Raw genomic sequence first — 21967 nt, 5'->3', positions numbered from 1 at the left:
ACCTAGCCCGATGGTGAACGGTATGATGCCGCCATGACCTCCATAGATATCGTTTCCGATCTCGTCTGCCCATGGTGTTTCATCGGCCTGCGCCGCCTTGATGCGGCTATCGCCGAGGTGACCCGGGCAATTCCCGATTTTGCCTGCGAGAAACGCTGGCGACCGTTTTTCCTGAATCCCGATACGCCGCCCGAGGGGGAGCCCTACCGGCCGTTTCTGGAAAGGAAATTTGGCGGGCCGGCGCTGGTCGAGGCACTCTTCGAGCGGGTGCGTGCGGCTGGCCGCTCCTGGGGTATCGACTATGCCTTCGAAAAAATCGGCATCCGCGCCAATACCCTGCAGGCCCATCGCCTGATTCACTGGGCGCAGCAGAGGGGCGATGCAGCCCCTCTGGTCGAACGGCTGTTTGTCGGCCAATTCCAGCGGGGCGAACATGTCGGCGATGTGGCCTTGCTGGTCAGGGTGGCCGTCGAATGTGGCTACCCCGAACGCGAGGTCGAGAATTATCTGGCTTCCGGCCAGGATACTGACCTGGTTCGCGCCATGGAACGCCAGTTCCGCGCCATGGGCATTTCAATGGTGCCGACCTTCATCGTCGATGGCCGGCATGTCATTGTGGGTGCCGAAGATCCATCCGTTCTGGCGGCAGCAATTCTCCAGTCGCTGGCCGGCAACCGGACGTAAAAAAGCCGGCTGGCGCCGGCTGTTTTTTACTTGGCGATGTCGAGCAATTCGACTTCGAAAATCAGCGTTGAGTTGGGTGGAATCCCCGGCACGCCGCGCGCGCCGTACGCCAGGTTGGACGGGCAGACCAGTTTGGCCTTGCCGCCCACCTTGATCTTCTGAACGCCTTCGGTCCAGCAAGGAATCACGCGGTTGAGCGGGAAAGTGGCGGGTTCGTTGCGCCGGTAGGAACTGTCGAATTCCTGACCGGTGGTCAGCGTGCCGCGATAGTGCACCTTGACCGTGTCGCTGGCTTTCGGGCTGGCACCGTTGCCTTCCTTGAGCATGGTGATGCCGATACCGGAAGCGGTCATTTCTTCCTTTGGTTCGGCTGCAGTGGCCTGACAGGAGAGCGCGAAGAGGAGGGCGGCGCTGGCGACGGAGAGTTTCTGCATGGGAGGGGCCTTCGTTGCGGTGGTTGAAAGAGATTGAGGTCGCACGTTAGCGGGAAGTTGCGCCGGTGGCAATCGGTGGGCGGCAGAAAGTCGGCCTGGATGGAGGTTGGGCCATCTCATGATTTTCATGAGGGCATTCTGGCGAAACCATCGTGGTGGTTGAATCGTCTTGTGCCGATAATCAGATTGAGGTCGGCGGTGATGGTCGACCAGAACATTTGGCGACAACCAGACTCTCGCATCAATCGGAAAAAGACAATATCATGAGACATACCCCCAAGCGCCTTGCTGTCATTCTGGCTGCTACCTTTCCCTGCCTGGCTGTTGCTGCAGAACCGGCGGCGCTGACGCTCGATTCGGTCGTGGTCAGCGGTAGCCGGGTTGAGCACAATTCGTTTGATTTGCCGGCGGCGGTGGATGTCGTCGATGCCGCGCGCCTTGGGGCCGATCAGGCGCGGGTCAATGCCTCTGAAGCGCTGGTCGCAGTGCCGGGCATAACGGTACAGAACCGCCAGAACTACGCGCAGGATCTGCAAATTTCGTCGCGTGGCTTCGGCGCCCGTTCGGCTTTTGGTGTACGTGGCATCCGCCTGATGGCCGACGGCATTCCGGCCTCGATGCCGGATGGTCAGGGTCAGGCGGCCACCTTCAATCTTGATCGCGCCGCGCGCATTGAGGTCCTGCGTGGGCCGATGGCGGTGGTGTATGGGAACCATGCTGGCGGCGTCATCCAGATGTTTACGCCCGATGGCAAGGGCGCACCGAGCGTTGAGGGCGGCTTCGTGGCTGGCAGCAACAACACCTGGAAGACCGATGTCAGCGCTCAGGGCGAAGTCGGCGGTCTCGGCTACGTGATCGATGCCTCGCATTTTGCCACCGATGGATATCGTGACCACAGTAAGGCCGAACGTGACCAGACCATGGTCAAGCTGACGTACAAGCCGAGCCAGGATGGCAAGCTGACCTTCGTCGCCAACACCTTCAAGCAGGATGCGGACGACCCGCAGGGCCAGAGCTGGGCTGGTTACCTGGCTAATCCGCGCAGCGTTTCACAGCCGACCCTGGACTACAACACCCGCAAGAGCATCGATCACATGCAGAGTGGGCTGACCTATGAGCATCGCTTTGGTGACCACTCAATGGTGCTGTCAGCCTACGCCGGGCAGCGCTCAACCATTCAGTTCCAGTCAATTCCGAAGTCGACGCAAACATCATCGGTCAAGCAATCGGGGGGCGTTATCGATTTCGACCGCGATTTTGCCGGTACGTCGGCCCGCTGGGTCGGCCGCTTTCAATTGGCCGGCGGCAAGCTGACGACGACGGTTGGCGTCGAGTACGAGCAATCGAGCGACGATCGGCGTGGCTATAACAATTACGTTGGCAGCGGTACGGTGTGTGGGGTTAACCTGAGTTGTGGCGTCATCGGCACGCTGCGCCGCAACGAGCGGGACCGCGTCAACAGCTTCGATCAGTACGCCCAGGCCGAGTGGCAGGGTGAGCGCTGGACATTCAGTGGTGGCGTTCGGCATAGCAAGCTCTCCTTCAATGTGGATGATGCCTATCTGAGCAATGGAAACGATGGCGGTAGTGTCAGCTACGACAAGACGACGCCGACCGTTGCAGCGATGTTCCGCCTGACCCCGACGGTCAATCTCTACGCCAGTGCGGCGCAGGGTTTCGAGGCGCCGACCTTCAATGAGCTGTTCTATTCCGGTGTCGGCGGAACCTTCAGCTATACCCTCAAACCGTCGACCAGCACCCATTACGAAACCGGCCTGAAGGCCTTTGTCGGTAGCGATAGCCGGGTTGACGTGGCTGTCTTCCAGATCGAGACGGCGGATGAACTGGTGGTTGATTCCAGCGTCGGCGGTCGCACCATCTATCGCAATGCCGGCCAGACGATGCGCCGCGGCATTGAAGCGGCGGTTGATAGTCGTTGGGCAGGCAATTTCACCAGCCGTCTCGCCTATACCCTGCTCGATGCGCGTTACGACCAGACTTTCTCCTCATCCTCCGGGGTCATTGCCGCCGGCAACCGCCTGCCCGGGGTCGCTGCCCAGAGCCTGTTCGGCGAACTGGCCTGGAAGCATCCGGCCAGTGGCTTCCATGCGGCTGTCGAGGGCATTGCACGCAGCAAGGTCTATGTCGAGGACACTAATGCCAAGCAGGCCGCTCCGGCCTACGCCATCGCCAATCTACGTTTCGGCGTCGATCGCCAATACGGCCAACTGAACCTGAGAACCTTCGTTCGTTTCGACAATATTTTCGATCGCCAGTACGTTGGCTCGGTCATCGTCGGCGACGGCAACAACCGATTCTACGAGGCGGCACCGGGTCGTACCTGGCTGGCTGGTGTCAGCGCCCGATATACCTTTTGAGCACCTCCATTCCCCCGCTCAAGCCCGGCCCCGGCCGGGCTTTTTTGCGTCTGATGAAACGATGAATACTGTTTATGGAGTGCTCAGTAATGCAGCAGTTGTCCAGAAACTGAGCGTGCCGAAAGTACTTTTCGATCTTCGCCGCCAAGGGGAAAAAGAACGTAAGTCCTGATGAGCCAAGGGTTTTCAGGGAATGGAGGCGGGTTTTTGAAGGCTGGCACGGGCTTCGCAATGGAATACCGCTGAACACTTTTCTCAGGGATGAGGGAGGGGTGCTTCGTATGGGGCGGATACGCGTCCAGATTTATCTACACAAAATGATTGAGGAGCAATTCAATGCAGAAAAAACTAATCGCGCTGGCCATTGCGGCGGCCACTTCCGGTGCGGTATTCGCACAAACCAATGTCACGATCTACGGTAACGTCGATATGGGTGCCATGTTCCGCCAGGGGCATAACGGCACGGTTGCCAACGGCCAGTCGCAGTACAGCCTGCAGAGCTCTTCTTCTCTGAGCTACATCGGTTTCAAGGGTGTCGAGGATTTGGGTAATGGCACGAAAGCCCTGTTCGACCTGCAATATCGCATCAGCCCGGACACCAGCACCGGTCTGTCGACGGCAGGCCACCAGTACGTTGGCCTGACCGGCGGATTCGGTACGGTAGTCGCCGGCTACCTGGATGGTATTCGTTACGGCATCTACGGCAAGTACAATCCGTTCGGCAACTACTCGATCGGCAGCCTGACGTCGATGACCACTCAGTACGACCGCGCGGCTAATGCGCTGGCCTACATCTCGCCTGCCTTTGCCGGCTTCACGGTGATCCTTGCTACAGCCACCAATACGCAGGGCGCCGAAGGCAGCCTGAACACCGTCCACTCGCCGATGACCGCGCCTACCCGCGGCAATAACGGTGACGACCGCTTGTTGTCCGCCAACCTGATTTATGCGAATGGCCCGCTGAGCATCGATCTTGACTACGAAACCACACGTGCTGTTGGTTATGACAAAGACCGCCTCTATGTTGCAACCACTGGCGCTTCATACGACTTTGGCGCAGTGAAGGTCAGCGGCGTCTACGACGTCATCAAGGGTGATGTAAACTCGTTCATCGGCGGCAACGCAGTGGGTCCTCTCCTGGGCGTTCCTGCTGGTCAGAGATATGATCGCCGCAACTGGTTCGTCGGCGCCACGGTGCCGCTCGGCAAGTTCTCCGTGCTGGGTTCGTTCGGTCAGGTCAAGGACAAGACCGTGTCCAACGCCGATGCATGGAAAATCGGCGTCGGCGCACGCTACGCCCTGTCCAAGCGCACTGAACTGTACGCTGACTACGCGCATATCAAGAACGACAGCGCTGCAGGTTACTCCATTGGTAACAATATCGTCGCGGGCGTTGGCGTCAACGGCCTGGCGATGGGTATGAAGCACTCGTTCTAAGCAATCGAATTGCCCGGACGCCTTGCGTTATTGTGAGTCGTCCGGGAGCAGGAATCTTGCGTCAGATGTCTTCATTACATCTGTTTGGGGCACCCTTCGGGGTGCCCCATTTTTTGTCTTGCTCAGACCGCCCGGTGATTCATCAGGGCCTTGAGCCCGTTCACGTTGAGAATCCGGATGTGTTTCTGCTGGACGGCGATGTGGCCTTCTTCCTGGAAGCGGGAGAAAGCGCGCGACACCGTTTCCAGCTTGAGGCCGAGATAGCTGCCGATTTCCTCGCGCGTCATGCGCAGGTAGAACTCGGCATGCGAGAAGCCGCGTGCGGTAAAGCGTTGTGAAAGGTTGAGCAGAAAGGCGGCCAGTCGCTCTTCAGCACGCATTGTGCCGAGCAGCATCATGACGCCGTGGTCGCGGACGATTTCGCGGCTCATGACCTTGTGGAAATGGTGCTGCAACGTGTGGATTTCCCGCGACAGTCCTTCGAGCCGCGAAAAGGGAATAGCGCAGATCTCGCTGTCTTCCAGGGCAATGGCGTTGCAGGTGTGGTGTTCGGTGCTGATGCCGTCAAGGCCGAGCAGTTCGCCGGCCATCTGGAACCCTGTTACCTGGTCGCGGCCGTCTTCGAGCAGCACGTCGGTCTTGAAAAAGCCGCTGCGGATGGCGTAGATGGCGTCGAAAGCCTCGCCGGCCCGGTAGAGATGGTCGCCGCGCTTGATCCGGCGCCGGGTCGACACCATGTCGTCGAGCTTTTCCAGCTCCTCGAGGCTAAGGCCAAGCGGCAGGCATAGCTCGCGCAGGTTACAATTGGAGCATGCCGTCTTGATGACCGACAGCGTGACTTCTTGATTTAACGGGTGTGTTTGAGGCATTCGCAACCTGCGTTCGCTTGATCCATGTCAACCATAAATTCGAACCTTCCGAACATAATCAGACCTACTTTTTTTGGCTGGCCCAATGAATTTCGCAACCGAAAACCTCGTCTTCGATCCCCAGATCATTCGCCGTTTTGACGTCAACGGTCCACGTTACACGTCTTATCCGACGGCCGACCGCTTCGTTGAAGCCTTTGATGCCGAGGCCGCCAACCTGTGGCTGGGCAAACGCAACATCGGCGGGATTAGTCGACCGCTCTCATTATACTTCCACATCCCTTTCTGCAACACCATTTGCTACTACTGTGCGTGTAACAAGATCATTACCAAGGATCATGGGCGCAGCGGCAAATATCTGAAATATCTGGCCAAGGAGCTGGATATGCAGGCGGCGGCGCTGGAAGGTCGCGATGGCGAGCACGAGGTCATCCAGTTGCATTGGGGCGGCGGTACGCCGACTTTCCTGTCGCATGACGAAATGCGACAGCTCATGGGCGAGACGCGCAAGCATTTCAAGCTGCTGGATGGCGGCGAATATTCGATCGAAGTCGACCCGCGCAAGGTCGATACGGCGACTGTTGCCCTGCTCGGCGAACTCGGCTTCAATCGGATGAGCGTCGGTGTTCAGGATTTCGACGAGCGCGTTCAGGTCGCGGTCAATCGTGTCCAGAGCGAGGAAGAAACCTACAGCGTGATCCGCGATGCGCGCGCCAATGGCTTCAAGTCGGTTTCGGTTGACCTGATCTACGGTCTGCCGCACCAGACCGTCATGGGTTTCAACCGGACCATCGAACGGGTTCTGGCGATGGACCCGGATCGCCTGTCGATCTACAACTACGCCCACATGCCAAGCATGTTCAAGCCGCAGCGCCGGATCAATGATGCCGACCTGCCGTCGGCCGATACCAAGCTGCAGATTCTGGCGCTGGCCATCAAGAAGCTGACTGATAACGGTTATGTCTTCATTGGCATGGATCACTTCGCCAAGCCGGATGACGAACTTGCCGTGGCTCAGCGTCAGGGCCGCCTGCATCGCAATTTTCAGGGCTATTCGACCTACGCCGACTGCGACATGCTGTCTTTCGGCATTTCGTCGATCAGCAAGGTCGGACCGAGCTACTACCAGAACGTCAAGACTGCCGACGAATACTACGATGCCATCGATACCGGTTCGCTGCCGGTGTTCCGCGGCATTGAGCTGACGGCTGACGATATCCTGCGCCGTTCCATCATCCAGGCACTGATGTGTCATTTCGAACTGTCTATCGAAAGCATTGAAAGTGCCCACCTGATCGACTTCCGCAAGTATTTTGAGGCCGAACTGGACGACATGAAGGAAATGGAGCGAGCCGGCCTGCTCAAGATTGACCGCGAATGGATTACCGTCCTGCCGCCGGGTCGCCTCCTCGTGCGCATCATTTCGATGGTTTTCGACCGCTATCTGCGGGCCGGGCGTCAGCGGGCGACGTACTCGAAGGTTATCTGATCGGTGGCGGGCGAGCGGTGTACACTGCTCGCCTCGCTTTGCCTGATTCCGCCCGATGCCTGATTCCGGCTTCCTTGCCCTTTTTCTCGTTGGCCTGCTCGGCGGCACCCATTGCGTCGGCATGTGTGGCGGCATCGTCGGAGCCCTGTCGATGGGTGCCACCGCCCGCTGGTCGATGCACCTTGCCTACAACGGCGGGCGCATCCTGTCCTATGCCGTGGCAGGTGCCATCGCCGGTGCTCTGGGTGCCGCCAGCATGGGGCTGGAGGGGCAGGTTCCGGCCCGGCTGTTCCTCTATTTTGTCGCCAACCTGATGCTCGTTGCGCTCGGGCTGTATCTGCTCGGCATCACCCGTGCGCTGGCCTTTACCGAACGAATCGGACAAAAACTCTGGCGTCATCTGCAACCGCTGACCCGACGCTTTATCCCGGCCCGCACTATTGCCCAGGCGTTCCCGCTTGGCTTGCTGTGGGGCTGGCTGCCTTGCGGCTTGGTGTATAGCGCATTGGCCAGTGCGCTGACAGCCGGTTCGGCGACGCGTGGCAGTCTGATGATGCTGGCTTTCGGTCTGGGGACGCTGCCCAATCTCCTGCTCGCCGGCATGGTACTGGCCCGATTGAACGAATTTTTGCATCGCGCTGTCATACGTATCTCGTCCGGCCTCTTGGTGCTAGGCTTTGGGCTATATGGATTTATTGGCTGGCTGAGATTGGCAGGTTGGCTTTAATCGGGACGTACATCATGAAAATTCTTTTGCCGGTTGACGGCTCGACCTGCTCCTTGCGCGCCGTAGACCATTTGATTACGCACGTCAGTTGGTTTCGCGAAGTGCCAGAGATTCACCTGCTGCATGTCCATGCCCCCATTCCAATCGGACGGGTTCAGGCCCATGTCGGCAAGGAGACGCTGCATGGCTACTATCTCGAAGAGGGGCAGGAACATCTGGCCGAGGCGCAAATGAAACTCAATGCGGCGGGACGCTTTCATACGACGCACATTCATGTTGGCCAGCCGGCCGAAGTGATCACAAGGGTGGCCGGTGAATTGGCTTGCGACCTCATCGTGATGGGATCGCACGGTCGGGGTGGCATGGCCGAGCTGATCATGGGCTCGGTGGCCAGTCGTGTCCTGCATCTGACCCCTTGCCCGGTTTTGCTCGTCAAATGACCGAGTCCGATGCCAGCCGGGTCGTCGAGTTTGCCATCGGCGGCATGACCTGTGCCGCTTGTTCGGCCCGACTGGAGAAAGTCTTAAACCGCCAGACTGGCATGCAGGCCAATGTCAATCTGGCCGCTGAACGGGCGCGAGTCCGTCTGTCGGCGGCCGCTGATGAGGCGGCGGTGCTAGCTGCCGTGGCCAAGGCCGGGTTCTCGGCGGCGGTGGTCGATAAGCAGACCCGGGAGCGGGAAAAGGCCGAAAAGCTGCAAGTCTATCGCCGTGAACTCCGCCGCTTCTGGATTGCCGTGGCCCTCAGCCTGCCGCTGGTTGGCCAGATGATATTCATGGTCGGCGACCATGGCGCCATGAACGAGTTGCCGCGCTGGCTGCAACTTGCCTTGGCGACGCCGGTGCAGTTCTGGATCGGCTGGCGTTTTTACGACGGTGCGTTCAAGTCCTTGCGTGGGGGGGGCGCCAATATGGACGTGCTGGTCGCCCTCGGTACCAGCATGGCCTGGGGATTTTCGACCGTGGTGACGGTGTTCGGGCTCAATCAGCATGTCTATTTCGAAGCCGGGGCGGCAGTCATTACGCTGGTCCTCCTTGGCAAACTGCTGGAGGCGCGCGCCAAGGCGCGGACTTCCGAGGCCATCGAGTCGCTGATCCGCCTGCAACCGAAGACGGCGCGCGTCGAACGGGATGGGCAGTGGGTAGACCTGCCGGTGGACAGCCTGATGCCAGGCGACGTCTTTCTCGTTCGGCCGGGTGAAAGCGTGCCGGTCGATGGTGAGTTGATCGATGGCGAATCGAGCGTTAACGAGTCGATGCTGACCGGAGAGAGCATGCCAGTGGGCAAGCACGTGAGGGACAAGGTTTTTGCCGCGACGACCAATGGTCATGGGGCGATGCGCTGTCGCGCCACCGGCGTGGGCGAACATACCTTGCTCGCCGGGATCATCCGCATGGTCGGCGAGGCGCAGGGCTCGAAGGCCCCGGTGCAGCGGCTGGCCGACCAGATTTCGGCGATTTTCGTGCCGACGGTGTGCGTCATCGCACTCCTCACTTTTGCCGGCTGGTGGTGGACTACCGGGCTGTTTGCCGAGGCGCTGGTCAATGCCGTTGCCGTGCTCGTCATTGCTTGTCCTTGTGCGCTTGGTCTGGCAACGCCGACGGCGATCATGGTCGGCACCGGGCAGGGAGCGCGGGCCGGCATCCTGGTCAAGAATGCCGAGGCTCTCGAGCGGGCCGAGAAAATCACCGTGCTTGCCCTCGACAAGACGGGAACGCTGACTTGCGGCACGCCGCAGATCACCGATGTGGTCTCCTACGGCATGTCGCGCCAGGAGGCGCTCAGTCTGGCCGCCGCACTCGAAAGCAATTCCGAGCATCCCCTGGCCAGGGCGGTGATTGCGGCGCACGGCGCGGGCGCTCTGGAGAAAGCGGATAATTTCAAGGCGCTTCCCGGGCATGGTGTCCACGGTAAAGTCGGTGGCCGCAGCTTGCGCCTCGGATCGCCGGCCTGGTTGGGGCTGGATGCCGATCCTGCCGTGGTCGATTTGCAGCGGACCGGCAAGACGGTCGTGGTGCTCGCCGAGGGCGAGGTTGTGCTGGCCTTGCTGGCCATCGCTGATGCCTTGCGGCCAACGTCGCGGGCGGCTGTCGAGCGTCTGCGTGAGCGGGGTATCCGGGTGGTCATGCTGACCGGCGACAATGCGGCAACGGCCGCCGCGATTGCTGCCGAGGCAGGTATTGCCGAGTTCCGGGCTGGCATCCTGCCCGGCGACAAGGCAGCCGCCATTGCTGAATTGAAGACTACTGGCGGCCTGGTGGCGATGGTCGGTGATGGCATCAACGATGCTCCGGCTCTGGCTGCAGCCGATGTCAGTTTTGCTATCGGCGCCGGTTCAGATGCGGCCGTCGAGGCAGCCGACCTCACCCTGATTCGTGGCGACCTGCTCGGCGTGGTCGACGCAATCGACCTATCGGCGGCCACCTTGGGGAAAATTCGGCAAAATCTTTTCTTTGCCTTCATCTACAATGTGATGGGAATTCCGCTAGCTGCGTTGGGTCTACTCAACCCGGTGGTGGCGGGGGCTGCGATGGCGATGAGTTCAGTGTCGGTCGTGTCGAACTCGCTGCTGTTGAAGCGCTGGCGACCAGGGCGCTGAATGGAAGCAGGTATTAGGGGTCTGGATGGTCACAGGCGGTGCGGGAACAACAGTCGGGCAGAGTGATGCCGGAGAGGGCGACGAAAACGTTGCCGTCCCAGGCAATCCAGCCCCGTTGACCGAGCGCGAGGCAATTTTCCAGACAACGATGGAGGCCGCGCTGGTTGGTATCTACATCTTGCAGGATCAGCGCTTCAAGTACGTCAATCCATGCATGTCACGCCTCTTCGGGTATGCCAGCGAGGAAATGGTGGCTGGCATGGGGCCACTCGACGTCATCGTTCCCGAGCAGCAGGCCGCCGTTGCCGAAGAAATGCTGGCGCGGGCAGCCGGCACTCCCGGGAGTCGCTATGAAGTGACAGCGGTGCGCAAGGATGGCTCGACCTTCCCGGCCATGGTGTACGGCGCGCCATCGGCATTTGAGGGGCGTCCAGCTTCGGTCGGTACCCTGCTCGACATATCGGTGCAGAAGGCGGCCGAACAGCGCATCAGCGAGTTGGCCGATTACGATGCACTGACCGGCCTCCCCAATCGGCGTCTATTACGCCAACGTTTCGTCCAGTTGATTGCTGCGGCTGAGCGCGAGCAGAGCCAAATTGCCGTCATCTTTCTCGATCTCGACCATTTCAAGCGGGTCAATGACTCCCTTGGGCACAGTGTTGGTGACGAGTTGTTGTGCCAGGTGGCGCATCGCTTAGATAGCGCGGTACGGCGCATCGATACCGTGGCTCGCCTGGGGGGCGACGAATTCATATTTTCCATGCCGGGGTTCCATTCGGCAGCAGCGGCCGAAGTGGCGCGTCGCCTGATTGACGTCTTCGCCCGGCCGTTCAAGGTGGTGGGGCACGAACTGACGGTGACGCCCTCACTCGGCATCTGCATTTACCCGCATGACGGGCTTGATCTCGAAACCCTGCTCAAGAATGCCGATACGGCGATGTATCGGGCCAAGGAACTGGGTCGTAACGCGTTCCAGTTTTACGCCGCCGAGATGAACACGGCGACGCTTGATCGTCTGCTCATGGAAAGCAATCTCCGCCGCGCCCTGACGCAGAACGAATTCATTCTCCACTACCAGCCACTGGTGCACCTTGAATCGGGCGTGGTGATCGGCGTCGAGGCCCTGATCCGGTGGCAGCACCCTGATCTTGGCCTGATCATGCCGGATAGTTTCATTCATATTGCCGAAGAAACCGGACTTATCAATCCGATTGGCGACTGGGTCCTGTGCGAAGCCTGTCGTCAGGCCAAGGCCTGGTACGACGAGGGCCTGCCGCCGTTGGTCATGGCCGTCAACGTGGCCCCCGTCCAGTTTCGCCAGCAGGGGTTTGTCGAGATGGTCGCCGGCGCGCTGGCCTCGACCGGGCTTGATGCCGGCTTGCTTGAACTTGAACTGACGGAGCGTACCGTGATGCACGATGCTGACGTCAATCTGGGCATGTTGTCGGCGCTGCATCGCATGGGGGTCGAGTTGTCACTCGACGATTTCGGCACGGGTTATTCCTCACTGGCTTATCTCAAGCGCTTCCCGGTGGGCAAACTGAAAATTGACCGTTCCTTCGTCAATGATCTGGAAACCGACCCGGACGACTGGGCCATTGCCTCGACCATTGTCAGCATGGGGCGTAGCTTGCGCATCACGGTGCTGGCCGAAGGCGTTGAAACTGGCGAACAGTTGGCGCAATTGCGTAAAATGGGCTGTGACATGGCGCAAGGCTATTATTTCAGTCGTCCGATTGCGGCGGCAAAAATGACGGAAATCCTTCGTCAGCAACCCTTCAGAAACAGGTAGATGGCATGGAAAATACGGTAATCAAGGTGGGTGGCATGAGTTGCCAGGGGTGCGTCAGGAATATCACCGGTGTGCTGAGCAGCCTGTCCGGCGTGAGCGGCGCTGAGGTGTCGCTGGAAGCGGCGGAAGCCAGAGTGGCTTTCGATGCGCAGGTGGTGAGCCGTGATGCGCTGGTCAATGCCATCGAGGATGCCGGTTTCGACGCCGAATAAAAATAATTGCAGTTTGACGAGAGAACAGCCGTGCCCGAAGAAAAAATCAGATTGACCCAGCTCTCCCACGGAGGAGGCTGCGGCTGCAAAATTGCGCCCGCCGTATTGCAGAAGATTCTCGCCGGAGCGCCATCCGGCATCATTCCGCCGCAATTGCTGGTTGGTACCGAAACCTGTGACGACGCAGCGGTTTACCAGATCAATGCCCAGCAGGCGATTGTCGCGACGACCGATTTTTTCATGCCTATCGTCGACGACCCCTATGATTTCGGCCGCATCGCCGCCACCAATGCCATCTCCGACGTGTACGCCATGGGCGGCACCCCGCTTTTTGCCCTGGCCATTGTCGGCATGCCGGTCAATACCCTGCCGCTTGAAACCATCGGCAAGATCCTGCAAGGGGGCGAGGCCGTCTGCCGCGCCGCCTGCATACCGATTGCCGGCGGTCACACCATCGACTCGGTCGAGCCAATTTACGGGTTGGTCGCCATTGGTATCGTCAATCCGGCTCATCTCAAGCGAAATTCGGGAGCCCGGCCGGGTGACAAGCTGATTCTCGGCAAGCCGCTTGGCGTCGGTGTCTATAGCGCCGCGCTGAAGAAGGATCTGCTCCATGCCAGCGATTACGAAGCGATGGTCGTCACCACCACCCAGCTCAATACGCCGGGGCCGATGCTGGCCTGCCTTGACGGCGTAAACGCCGTGACCGATGTCACCGGTTTTGGCCTGGCCGGACATCTGATGGAAGTCTGCAAGGGCAGCGGCCTGCGTGCCATGGTTAACTATGCCGACCTGCCGCTTTTGCCGCGCGCCCGCGAATTCGTTGAGGCTGGCCATATGACGGGTGCTTCGGGCCGCAACTGGACCAGCTACGGCGATGGCGTTACGCTGGCCGCCAACCTGGACAACGCGGCGAAAACACTGATCACCGATCCCCAGACGTCGGGTGGCCTGCTTGTGTCATGTACGCCCGATACCGTCACCGAAGTGTTGTCGCTGTTCCTGCAACAGGGCTTTTCGCATGTGTCGGTGATCGGTGAGGTCAGTGAAGGTGTGCCAGGGATTGACTTCGTGTGACCCACTGACTGACTTTGGGTAGTCGACTGATTGGCTTGGGGTTCCGCCTTGCTGGCGGGCGTATTTTCTTTTGCTTCGCCAAGAAAAAGTGAGACGCCCCTCAAGGGCGGAGTTCAAAGGTCATGCCACGGGAATTGCCATAGTTCCAAGACATCCCCGTGACCCATAAAATGGCTGGATAGCAGTCAGGCTGCTGGAGGAAATTTCTCCACCCAGATATGTCTGGCTACGGCATGTTCCAAGGCCAATTCGACCTCGTCAGCCAGGATCACCGTCATCGGGCGTTGCTGGAGCACCCGGAGTGGGCGATTCTCGGCCAGGCCATAGGCGGTCAGTTGTTCGCGCTGGAGCGGGTCGATTTCTTCGCCCAGTGCAGCGAGACGGACTTCGGTGCCGGGCGGGATGAAGGCCAGGGGTAGGCGGGCTTCGTGTTTGGGGCTCATGACCAGACTGCCCGCAGAAGAATATTGAACAGGCCGCCGATGAGGAAAGCGAAGGGTACGATGACGGCGACCATGCCGATGGCGACCTTGGCGCCCTGTTCCTTGACCATCATCATGAGGCTGGCGAAGCAGGGGATGAACAGGGTAATGGTGATCATGCCAACGACCGCCTGGATCGGGTCGAGGCTATGGGCCATGGCGAACAGGCCGGTGGCGCCGAAGTCGCGACGCAGGAAACCCATGACGAAGGCGGCCGAAGCTTCCTTGGGCAGACCAAGCCAGCCGGAAACCAGCGGCTCGCCAGCTTCGATGATGGCCGGCAAGGCGCCGGACTTGTCGAGGGCGAACATGATGAAGGTGCCGAGCAGGAAGAGCGGGATAACTTCTACCAGATACCACTTCAGCCGACCGCCGGTCTTCTTGAGGACATTGGCGATGATCGGCAGGCGCATCGGGGGCAGTTCGGTGACCAGCGGGATGCGCCGCCCGGGAATGAGTTTGGCGGCGAGGAAGCCGGCAAGCAGGAGGATGCCGACCATGGCCAAAGCCCAAATCAGAACAGCAGTAAAGGAAACACCGCCAAGCATGCCGAGCACCACCCCCAGTTGGGCCGAGCAGGGAATCGCCAGAGCGAGCAGGAAGATGGTGATCAGCCGCTCGCGCGGGCTATGCAGGATGCGCGTCGTCAGCGTCGCCATGGTTACACAGCCCAAACCGAGGACCATGGGCAGCACGGCGCGGCCGTTAAGGCCGATCAGCGCGAAGAGCCGGTTGGCGATGACGGTCAGGCGGGGCAGGTAGCCGGAATCCTCAAGCACGCCGAAGGCGAAGAAGAAGGTGGTGACGATGGGCAGGATCAAGGCGAGCGCGTAGGTCATGCCCATGGTCCACAGGCCGTACTGGCCGACCAGCAGTTCCTGCAGCCAGCCGGCGCCGAGCGCCGCGTCGACTATATCGGTAAAGGCCGGATTGAGAATGCCTTCGAAAAGATCCTTTTCCATCAGGCCAACCAGTACGCTGGCCCCAAATACGCCGACGAACTGGTAGACGGCATAGAGCACGGCAAGCAGGATGGGCACGCCCCAGAGCGGATGCACGACATATTGCCCGAGGCGTTGCGAGAGCAGCGGACTACCCCGGACAGCACGCTGGATGACGCTGGCTGCCAGCGTGTCGGCAGCTTCCGTGCGTTCGCGGGCGAGGAGGGCAGGAAGATCGCCTTCGGCACGGTCGGAGGCCGCCTGGCGCAGATTTTCCAGTTGCGTGAATTGACCGCCGGCGTGTTCGGCCAGCCAGTCGGCGACGACCGAGTCGCCACCGAGATAGAGAATGGCCAGACCGCGGGCGGCGAGTTGCGGGTGGGGGGCGAGGCGGGTGATGGCATCGGCCATCCGTCCGATGTCGGCCTCGATGTCCGGATCGTAGCGCAGCAGCGCTTCGGCCCGGGTGGCGTGGCCGAGGCCGTGGGTCAGTTCGCCGATGCCCTCGCCGCCAGTGGCGACGGTGGCCAGCACAGGAATGCCAAGTTCTTCGGCCAGTCCCGGAATATCGACCATGACGCCGCGGGCAGCAGCCTCATCGTGCATGTTGAGGGCTAGTACCATCGGCACGCCGAGTTCGCCGAGCAGGGCGGTCAGGGTCAGGGTACGGCGCAGGTTTTTGGCGTCGCCGACCTGAATCAGGCAACGCGACGATTCGTTGAGCAGAGCCTGCATGGTCGCCCGTTCGTCATCGCTGCGCGAGGGCAGGGCAAGCACACCGGGCGTGTCGAGAAGCACCGCCTCGCGGTCGAAGCGGGCGTTGGCGCGGGTAACTTCGACGGTCGTGCCGGGATAGTTCGAGACATTGACGTAGGCGCCGGTCAGGCGATGAAAAAGGACCGATTTTCCGACGTTGGGATGGCCGACAAGCAGGATGGCGTTGGCGGCGGATAAAGGATTATTCACGTTCTATGGATTTCAGGTGGGGCCGGATGCCCGGAAGTGCCGGGCCGAGCGATACTTTACGCCGGATTGACGTCCTATAGCGGTGCATTTCCAAGCATTCTTGCGGCAATTTATAAAAATGGCGAGAAATCATATGTCAGGGGTTCGCGCACGGGATTCGTGCTGGGCGACTGCCGCTTCGATCAAGCGCCGTGAAATGCTGATCGGTTCGGGTAACAAGGGCAGGGCATCGAGGTGGAACCAGTTGGCAGCCTCGATCTCGTTGGGGTCCGGGGTGATCGTGCCGCCGGCATAGTCGGCAAAGAAAGCGACCATCAGCGAATTGGGGAAAGGCCAGGGCTGGCTGTGGAAATAACTCAGGTTGGCGATTTCTATGCCGACTTCCTCGCGCACTTCGCGGACGGCACACGCTTCCAGCGTTTCTCCCGCTTCGACAAACCCGGCTAGGGCGCTGAAGACACCCGGCTTGAAATGCGGGCTGCGGCTGAGCAGCAGTTTGTCACCATCACGGACCAGGACCATGACCGCAGGTGAAATGCGGGGATAGGCCAGCAGCCCGCAGTTTGGGCAGTGCATGGCCAGTTCGTCGGGCTTCCGGGCGGTCGGCGTGCCGCACTTGCCGCAGAACCGGTGATTGTTCTGCCAGTCGAGCAATTGCGTGGCGCGGCCGGCCAAGGCAAAGGATTCGTGGCCGGCCAGCAGGAAAATGTTGCGCAGGGGGGTTGCCTCGCTGCCGGGCAGATCGGGGTGTTGCACCACATCGGCCGCATAGCAGGGCCGGCCATTGAGTTCACCGATATGCAGGGCGTTTTCAGGCGGTCCAAAGTCGCCAGCCAGACCACTGGGAAAGACCGAACCGGCGTCGTCGCCGGCAACCGTGAGCAGGCGATGCTCGGCGCGCAGAATCCAGTAGGCGATTTGGGTCATAAGGAGAGGGCTTACGTAGAAATGACGTGGGGCGACGAGTCGGGCAGCCGGTAGATGGTGGTCTCGGCATTCGGGGCCAACGTACCGATCGCCATGCTGAGTATGGAAATGAACAGGCTGGCAAAAAAGGCCGTCCAGAACCCCGAGACCGTGAATCCCCGGACCACCCTGGCGACCAGTAGCAGCATCAGGGCGTTGATGACGAGCAGGAAGAAACCAAGGGTGACGAGGGTCAATGGCAGGGTCAGCAAAACCAGCAAGGGGCGCAGCACGGCATTGGCGAAACCGAGCAGGAGGGCCGACACAATGAGTGAAGCGCTACTGGAAAAACGGATGCCATTGAAGACCAGGCTGGCTGCCCACAGGGCCAGGGCGGTGATGGCCCAGTGGATGAAAAATCCGGCCAGATTGTCGAACATGTCTTTGCCTTGCTTGATATAGGGGCGCCGGGGTGGCGTCAGGAGGCCTCCAGAATACCGGATTGTCGGCCGGCGATGGTCGCGCTAGAGGTTCTTCCCGTGCATGTCGATGCGTGACACAAACCAGATTGCCAGCAGATTGGCAGTGACAGCGACGTAGCCGACGAGCGGGAAGTCGACGATGCGGCCGCTGGCATCGAGGGAGGTCAAAAAGCCGGCCAGTGTTGTCGCCAGGCCCATGGCCAGTGACTGGGTGGTGGCGTGCAGCGACATGAATGTGCCACGCAGGCGAGGCTGAGCTGCCGAGGCGATGATCGCCATGGCCGGGATCATGCGCCCCGAGATGAGGACGAAAAAGCTGGCCGAGATGATCAGCCAGATCCACAGCGGCAGTGTCCCGACGTGGGTCAGCAGCAAGGTCGGGACCATGGCCAGCAGGGCCACCCGACGATATACCTCCATCTTGCCGTGCTTGTCGGCCCAGTGCCCGATCAGCCGGGCGCTGATGAAGGTGGCCGAGCCGCCAACCAGATAGACAATGGGAATGTCGCTCTGGGCGATACCGACATTGTTGACTGCGTAAACGGTGATGTAGGGAATCACCGTGAACCCGGAAAAAATGATCAGCGCCGAGAAGAGCAGCGCGCGCAGGTGGTTGCTGTCGCCAAGTACGCTGAAGGTGGCCGAGAGCAGGTGGGCGCGTTTCTCCTCGCTGAGGTGGTGGCGCAACTCGGGCAGGAAGCGCAGGCCGATGGCGAGAAAGGCGACGGTCAGCACAGCGATCAGCACGAATGGTGCGCGCCAGCCGAAATGGTTGGCCAGCCATAGCGACAAGGGGACGCCAGCAATGGTGGAAATCGAAAAGGCGCTGGATACCACGCCACTGGCCCGGGCTCGCCGCGAAAAAGGAATGGCATCGGCGATCATGGTCTGCACCAGTGCCCCCATGATGCCGCCGAACACGCCGGCCAGGCCGCGTGCCAGAATCAGTGTCGAATACCCCGGGGCCAGCCCGCAGGCCAGCGTGGCCATGCCAAACAGGGCAAAGACGATGAGTAACAGTCGCTTGCGCTCGAAAAGGTCGACAAAGGTCGCCGCCAGAATGCCGGAAGCCGCTGCGCTGAAGCTGTAGGATGCGACCAGCAGACCAAACTCGTGTGTCCCGATACCGAAGGCCGCCATCAGGATCGGCCCGAGCGGCATCATGATCATGAAGTCAAGAATATGGCTGAACTGGATACCGGCCAGCGTCAGCAGGAAGAAGCGTTCGGTACGAGGTGGGAGGGCGGTGGACATGAGGTAGGTAGGCCTAGCGAAGGAGCAAGGATACGCTGCCTGGTAGCGTATCCCCGGCTTCGACCGGATTGGGCCGAATAATTCAATGAATCCGAATGGCTTGTTTCCGGCCAGTGGCGTATGCCCGATATTGCCGGGCGGTGTTTTAGCTGGCTCGGCTAGCCGGTCCCAGCGTGGCGCCCGACGCCATTACCCAGTCACCCAGCGTCAGCAGCATGCCCTGTGCCTCCTCGGCGGCTTCCTGCATTTCGTCCTGGGACAGCGGCCTGAGCAGTGCTTCCAGTTCGATGCGCTGGATGTTCGGGCATTTCGCCACGATGCTGTGGAGAAGGCTATCGACCTTCCGGCTGCCGAGGGCGAAAAGTACCTTTTCCAGCACGAACAGGCGGACGATGATGATGTCCTCGGCATGCTGAGCGCTCGCCTGGATGGCCTCGATTTCCCGGCGCACATGGCCGCGGAACTTGAGCGGCGTGACCTCCTCGGGTGACTGCAGGATGGCGTAACGATATTGGCCTTGGATCATGATCGGGCAAAAAGCGGGAAAGCGGCCATTCTCCCAGAAGTGGTCTTGCCAACAAAGCTTGAACCCGGTACCGCTGTGCTCAGGAGGCTATTGGCTGGTCCGATAGCCAGTGCAGTATGGTCCGGTAGAGACGCTCCGGATCGACTGGTTTGGTGAGATAGTCCTTCATGCCGGCATCCAGACAACCTGCCCGGTCTTCGGTGAAGGCGTTGGCGGTCATGGCGATAATGGGGGTCTGGGCGTTTTTGCTCCCGGCCAGGATTGCTCGCGTTGCCGAAAGGCCATTCATGACCGGCATCTGGACGTCCATCAAAATCACTGCATAGTCTTCGTTGGTGGCCATTTCAACGGCCTGCTGGCCGTCCTCGGCCACATCAACGACCAGGCCGACGTGCTCCAGCATGTCGCGGGCGACCTCCTGGTTGATCAACTCATCTTCAACCAGAAGGACACGTTTCCCGACGTGCAAGCGGAGAATCTGGCTGGCCTGTGAGGCGATTGTTTTGCGGTCGTCATCCGAGACTGCCCGGGTCGACTTCGGCAATTCGATTTCAAACCAGAACGTGCTGCCCACGCCTGGCGTGCTGTCGACATCGATTTCGCCGCCCATCAGCGCGACCAGGCGCTTGCTGATGGCCAGCCCCAGCCCGGTGCCGCCATATTTCCGGCTCATCGAACTGTCTGACTGTTCGAATGGGGAAAAAATACGCGTCTTTTCTTCGCTGTCCAGACCGATCCCGCTATCCGTTACTTCAAAGCGTAGCCGGGCCACGCCCGGGGTTGAAGGCTGTTCAATGGTGCGGATGGAGACGCTGCCGTGCTCGGTAAATTTGACCGCGTTGGCGACCAGATTGATCAACACCTGGCTCAGACGCAGGGGGTCGCCGGTGAACGTCTGGTCGATCAGGTTCGGGGGGAGCGTGGCATGCAATTCCAGTCCCTTGGCTTGGGCCTTGTCGCCGAGCAGGCTGCGCAGACTTTCGAAAATGGGCAGGAGTTTGAAGTCGGTGGCTTCGAGCACGAGGCGCTCGGCTTCGATCCGCGAAATATCGAGGATGTCGTTGATCACCGAAAGGAGATGATCGGCGGCAAATTTGGCCTTGTCGAGCTGATCGAGGCCTTTTTCATCGGTCATTCTGGTGCGGGCCAGGCGGATCATGCCGGTGATGCCGTTGAGCGGCGTCCGCAGTTCATGGCTCATGTTGGCCAGGAAGGTACTCTTGGCCCGGCTAGCCGCTTCCGCCGCATCCTTGGCTGAGCGAAGTTCAGCCGTGCGGGCCTTGACCAGGTATTCCAGATGTTCGCGATAAGCTTCCAGCTCGGTTTCTGTCTGTTTGCGTGTCGTGATGTCGCGGGTCACCGCGAGATGGGCGACTTCACCGGCAACCTCGATGGGAACGGCGTGCGATTCCATGCTCAGGCGGCGGCCATTGAGTCCGATGATGGCGAATTCGAGCATGGCACTTTCGCCATTGATTACCCGTTGATGCAGTTCGATAAAGGCTTGGCGACTTTCCGGGGCAATAATGTCGAAAACCGAATGTCCAGCAACCTGCTCGAGAGAACTCGCTTCGATCATCGCCAGGCCGGCCGAGTTCATCTGCAACAGGCGCCCTTCCTTGTCGAGCAGTTTGACGCACTCGGGTTCGGTCTCGATGATGGCGCGCAACCGGCCTTCGCTCAGGGCCAGTTGTTTCTGGTCCCGCTCCGAGCGCACCAGCATGCGGAGAAGGCTGGCCCCGAGCAGGATGGAGAGCAGGAAGAAACCGGCAACCATGGTCGCCGTCTTGGCCACCTCGGCCCGCCAGCCAGCCAGATAATGGTCGCTGGATACCCCGACGATGGCGATCATGGGTGCATTTTTGAGGCGACGGAATGAAAGTACCCGATCAAATCCATCCGGCGAATTCGAAATATGGTACGTGGCAGACTGAACCCCCGATTCGATCCGGGCACGAAACTCCGGTGAAACGTTGGCATCGCCGACCTGGCCGGCCGGACGATCAGCGATGGCAGGATGGCGGGCGACCAGACCGAGATCAGCATCGCGGAGGATGACGGTGCTGTCCGGGGGGAGTTGATATTGCTGGAGGAGTTCGGCGAAATAGTTGACGGCAATTGGGGCGGAAATCACGCCGGCAAAATTTCCGTTACGATCATTGAAGCGCCGTGAAAAATTGATGATGTACTGCTTGGCGACCCGTCCGAACCTGGGTTTCCGGAAGCGCATTCCCCGATCAGCATTATCCCGGTGTTCGATAAAGTAATCGCGATCCGCCCATGACACCGCCTCCTGCTTGTTCACCCCTGTGCCCAGAATGACCTGACCGGAAGCATCGGCGATACGCAACCCTTCCATTTCAGGGAGCCGTTCCCGGCTACGGGCGATAACCGCGCTGGTCAACCCTTCATTGAGTTGTCCCGAAACCAGTTGTTCTTCAATTTCATCGACGACGGCATGGAGCGCCAGGTCGATGCTGCGAATGCTGCTGGAAACGGATTGGTCGAGCGAACTGACGACGTTTTCGGTCAGTGTCCGGGCTTGTTCTTCATAGAGTGCCTGGCTGCGATCAAGGGAGTAAAGGGCCAGGATGGCGACGAGCAGATTGGCACCGACCAGCGCGATAAGCAGGAGTGTTCGAGCGCGTCGGGTCGGAGTCATGTAGGCAAGGCCGGTCGACATTGGTGCAATGATAGTGGGGATGAGATTTA

General features: G+C 60.2%; 19 protein-coding genes. 10 read left to right on the top strand and 9 right to left on the bottom strand.

Annotated features, from left to right (window positions below; all coding sequences use genetic code 11):
• Positions 1-33 precede the first annotated feature (33 nt).
• Complete coding sequence (locus tag HYN24_RS10890) at positions 34-684, top strand: DsbA family oxidoreductase (RefSeq protein WP_117609269.1); 651 nt, start codon at positions 34-36, stop codon at positions 682-684.
• A gap of 26 nt (positions 685-710) precedes the next feature.
• Here HYN24_RS10890 and HYN24_RS10885 read toward each other — a convergent pair whose 3' ends face one another.
• The gene (locus HYN24_RS10885) at positions 711-1118 is read right to left on the bottom strand and encodes an FKBP-type peptidyl-prolyl cis-trans isomerase (protein WP_117609268.1); all 408 of its coding nucleotides are present in this window, start codon (positions 1116-1118) and stop codon (positions 711-713) included.
• A 263-nt stretch (positions 1119-1381) separates the two neighbouring features.
• Here HYN24_RS10885 and HYN24_RS10880 point away from each other — a divergent pair, with 263 nt between their 5' ends.
• Both HYN24_RS10880 and HYN24_RS10875 read left to right on the top strand, forming a co-directional pair.
• Complete coding sequence (locus HYN24_RS10880; protein WP_117610328.1) at positions 1382-3496, top strand: TonB-dependent receptor; 2115 nt, start codon at positions 1382-1384, stop codon at positions 3494-3496.
• A 336-nt stretch (positions 3497-3832) separates the two neighbouring features.
• Positions 3833-4933, top strand: coding sequence for a porin (locus HYN24_RS10875; protein ID WP_117609267.1), 1101 nt, complete (start codon positions 3833-3835; stop codon positions 4931-4933).
• A 122-nt stretch (positions 4934-5055) separates the two neighbouring features.
• Here the strand turns inward: HYN24_RS10875 and fnr are convergent, their stop codons facing one another.
• On the bottom strand, positions 5056-5802 hold the full coding sequence (gene fnr, locus HYN24_RS10870) for a fumarate/nitrate reduction transcriptional regulator Fnr (protein WP_117609266.1): 747 nt from the start codon (positions 5800-5802) through the stop codon (positions 5056-5058).
• An 85-nt stretch (positions 5803-5887) separates the two neighbouring features.
• Between fnr and hemN the strand changes: the two genes are divergently transcribed.
• The 7 genes from hemN to selD are packed head-to-tail and all read left to right on the top strand — an operon-like array spanning position 5888 to position 13698.
• Positions 5888-7291, top strand: a complete 1404-nt coding sequence (gene hemN, locus HYN24_RS10865; RefSeq protein WP_117609265.1) for an oxygen-independent coproporphyrinogen III oxidase — start codon at positions 5888-5890, stop codon at positions 7289-7291.
• 55 nt (positions 7292-7346) lie between these two features.
• Positions 7347-8018 (top strand): sulfite exporter TauE/SafE family protein, encoded by a 672-nt coding sequence (locus HYN24_RS10860; protein ID WP_117609264.1) that lies wholly within the window; start codon positions 7347-7349, stop codon positions 8016-8018.
• 14 nt (positions 8019-8032) lie between these two features.
• Positions 8033-8458, top strand: coding sequence for a universal stress protein (locus HYN24_RS10855; protein ID WP_117609263.1), 426 nt, complete (start codon positions 8033-8035; stop codon positions 8456-8458).
• Positions 8455-10617: a cation-translocating P-type ATPase gene (locus HYN24_RS10850; RefSeq protein WP_117609262.1), complete on the top strand. Its 2163-nt coding sequence runs from the start codon at positions 8455-8457 to the stop codon at positions 10615-10617. Before HYN24_RS10855 ends, HYN24_RS10850 begins: the two co-directional genes overlap by 4 nt.
• A 25-nt stretch (positions 10618-10642) precedes the next feature.
• A complete protein-coding gene (locus tag HYN24_RS10845) occupies positions 10643-12409 on the top strand; it encodes a bifunctional diguanylate cyclase/phosphodiesterase (RefSeq protein ID WP_117609261.1) in 1767 nt (588 codons plus the stop codon).
• A 5-nt stretch (positions 12410-12414) separates the two neighbouring features.
• Positions 12415-12621 (top strand): heavy-metal-associated domain-containing protein, encoded by a 207-nt coding sequence (locus HYN24_RS10840; RefSeq protein WP_117609260.1) that lies wholly within the window; start codon positions 12415-12417, stop codon positions 12619-12621.
• A gap of 30 nt (positions 12622-12651) precedes the next feature.
• Positions 12652-13698 (top strand): selenide, water dikinase SelD, encoded by a 1047-nt coding sequence (selD, locus tag HYN24_RS10835; protein ID WP_117609259.1) that lies wholly within the window; start codon positions 12652-12654, stop codon positions 13696-13698.
• 185 nt (positions 13699-13883) lie between these two features.
• On the opposite strand, the gene HYN24_RS10830 is transcribed toward selD, so the two are convergent.
• The 7 genes from HYN24_RS10830 to HYN24_RS10800 all read right to left on the bottom strand — a co-directional run bounded on the left by HYN24_RS10830 (position 13884) and on the right by HYN24_RS10800 (position 21938).
• Entirely contained in the window at positions 13884-14141 is a 258-nt protein-coding gene (locus HYN24_RS10830) for a ferrous iron transport protein A (RefSeq protein ID WP_117609258.1), read from the bottom strand.
• The gene (feoB, locus tag HYN24_RS10825) at positions 14138-16087 is read right to left on the bottom strand and encodes a ferrous iron transport protein B (RefSeq protein ID WP_117609257.1); all 1950 of its coding nucleotides are present in this window, start codon (positions 16085-16087) and stop codon (positions 14138-14140) included. Before feoB ends, HYN24_RS10830 begins: the two co-directional genes overlap by 4 nt.
• A gap of 129 nt (positions 16088-16216) precedes the next feature.
• Positions 16217-17014, bottom strand: a complete 798-nt coding sequence (gene nudC / locus HYN24_RS10820) for an NAD(+) diphosphatase (RefSeq protein ID WP_117609256.1) — start codon at positions 17012-17014, stop codon at positions 16217-16219.
• 11 nt (positions 17015-17025) lie between these two features.
• Positions 17026-17433 carry a phage holin family protein gene (locus HYN24_RS10815; RefSeq protein ID WP_117609255.1) on the bottom strand — a complete coding sequence of 136 codons (408 nt, stop codon included), beginning with the start codon at positions 17431-17433 and terminating at the stop codon, positions 17026-17028.
• 84 nt (positions 17434-17517) lie between these two features.
• Positions 17518-18729 carry an MFS transporter gene (locus tag HYN24_RS10810; protein ID WP_117609254.1) on the bottom strand — a complete coding sequence of 404 codons (1212 nt, stop codon included), beginning with the start codon at positions 18727-18729 and terminating at the stop codon, positions 17518-17520.
• Between the two features lie 145 nt (positions 18730-18874).
• A complete protein-coding gene (locus HYN24_RS10805) occupies positions 18875-19255 on the bottom strand; it encodes a hypothetical protein (RefSeq protein ID WP_117609253.1) in 381 nt (126 codons plus the stop codon).
• 79 nt (positions 19256-19334) lie between these two features.
• The gene (locus HYN24_RS10800; protein ID WP_117609252.1) at positions 19335-21938 is read right to left on the bottom strand and encodes an ATP-binding protein; all 2604 of its coding nucleotides are present in this window, start codon (positions 21936-21938) and stop codon (positions 19335-19337) included.
• Positions 21939-21967: the final 29 nt, after the last annotated feature.

This window comes from Dechloromonas sp. HYN0024, assembly GCF_003441615.1.
Classification (GTDB): domain Bacteria; phylum Pseudomonadota; class Gammaproteobacteria; order Burkholderiales; family Rhodocyclaceae; genus Azonexus.
This window is presented reverse-complemented; position numbering and strand designations above follow the sequence as displayed.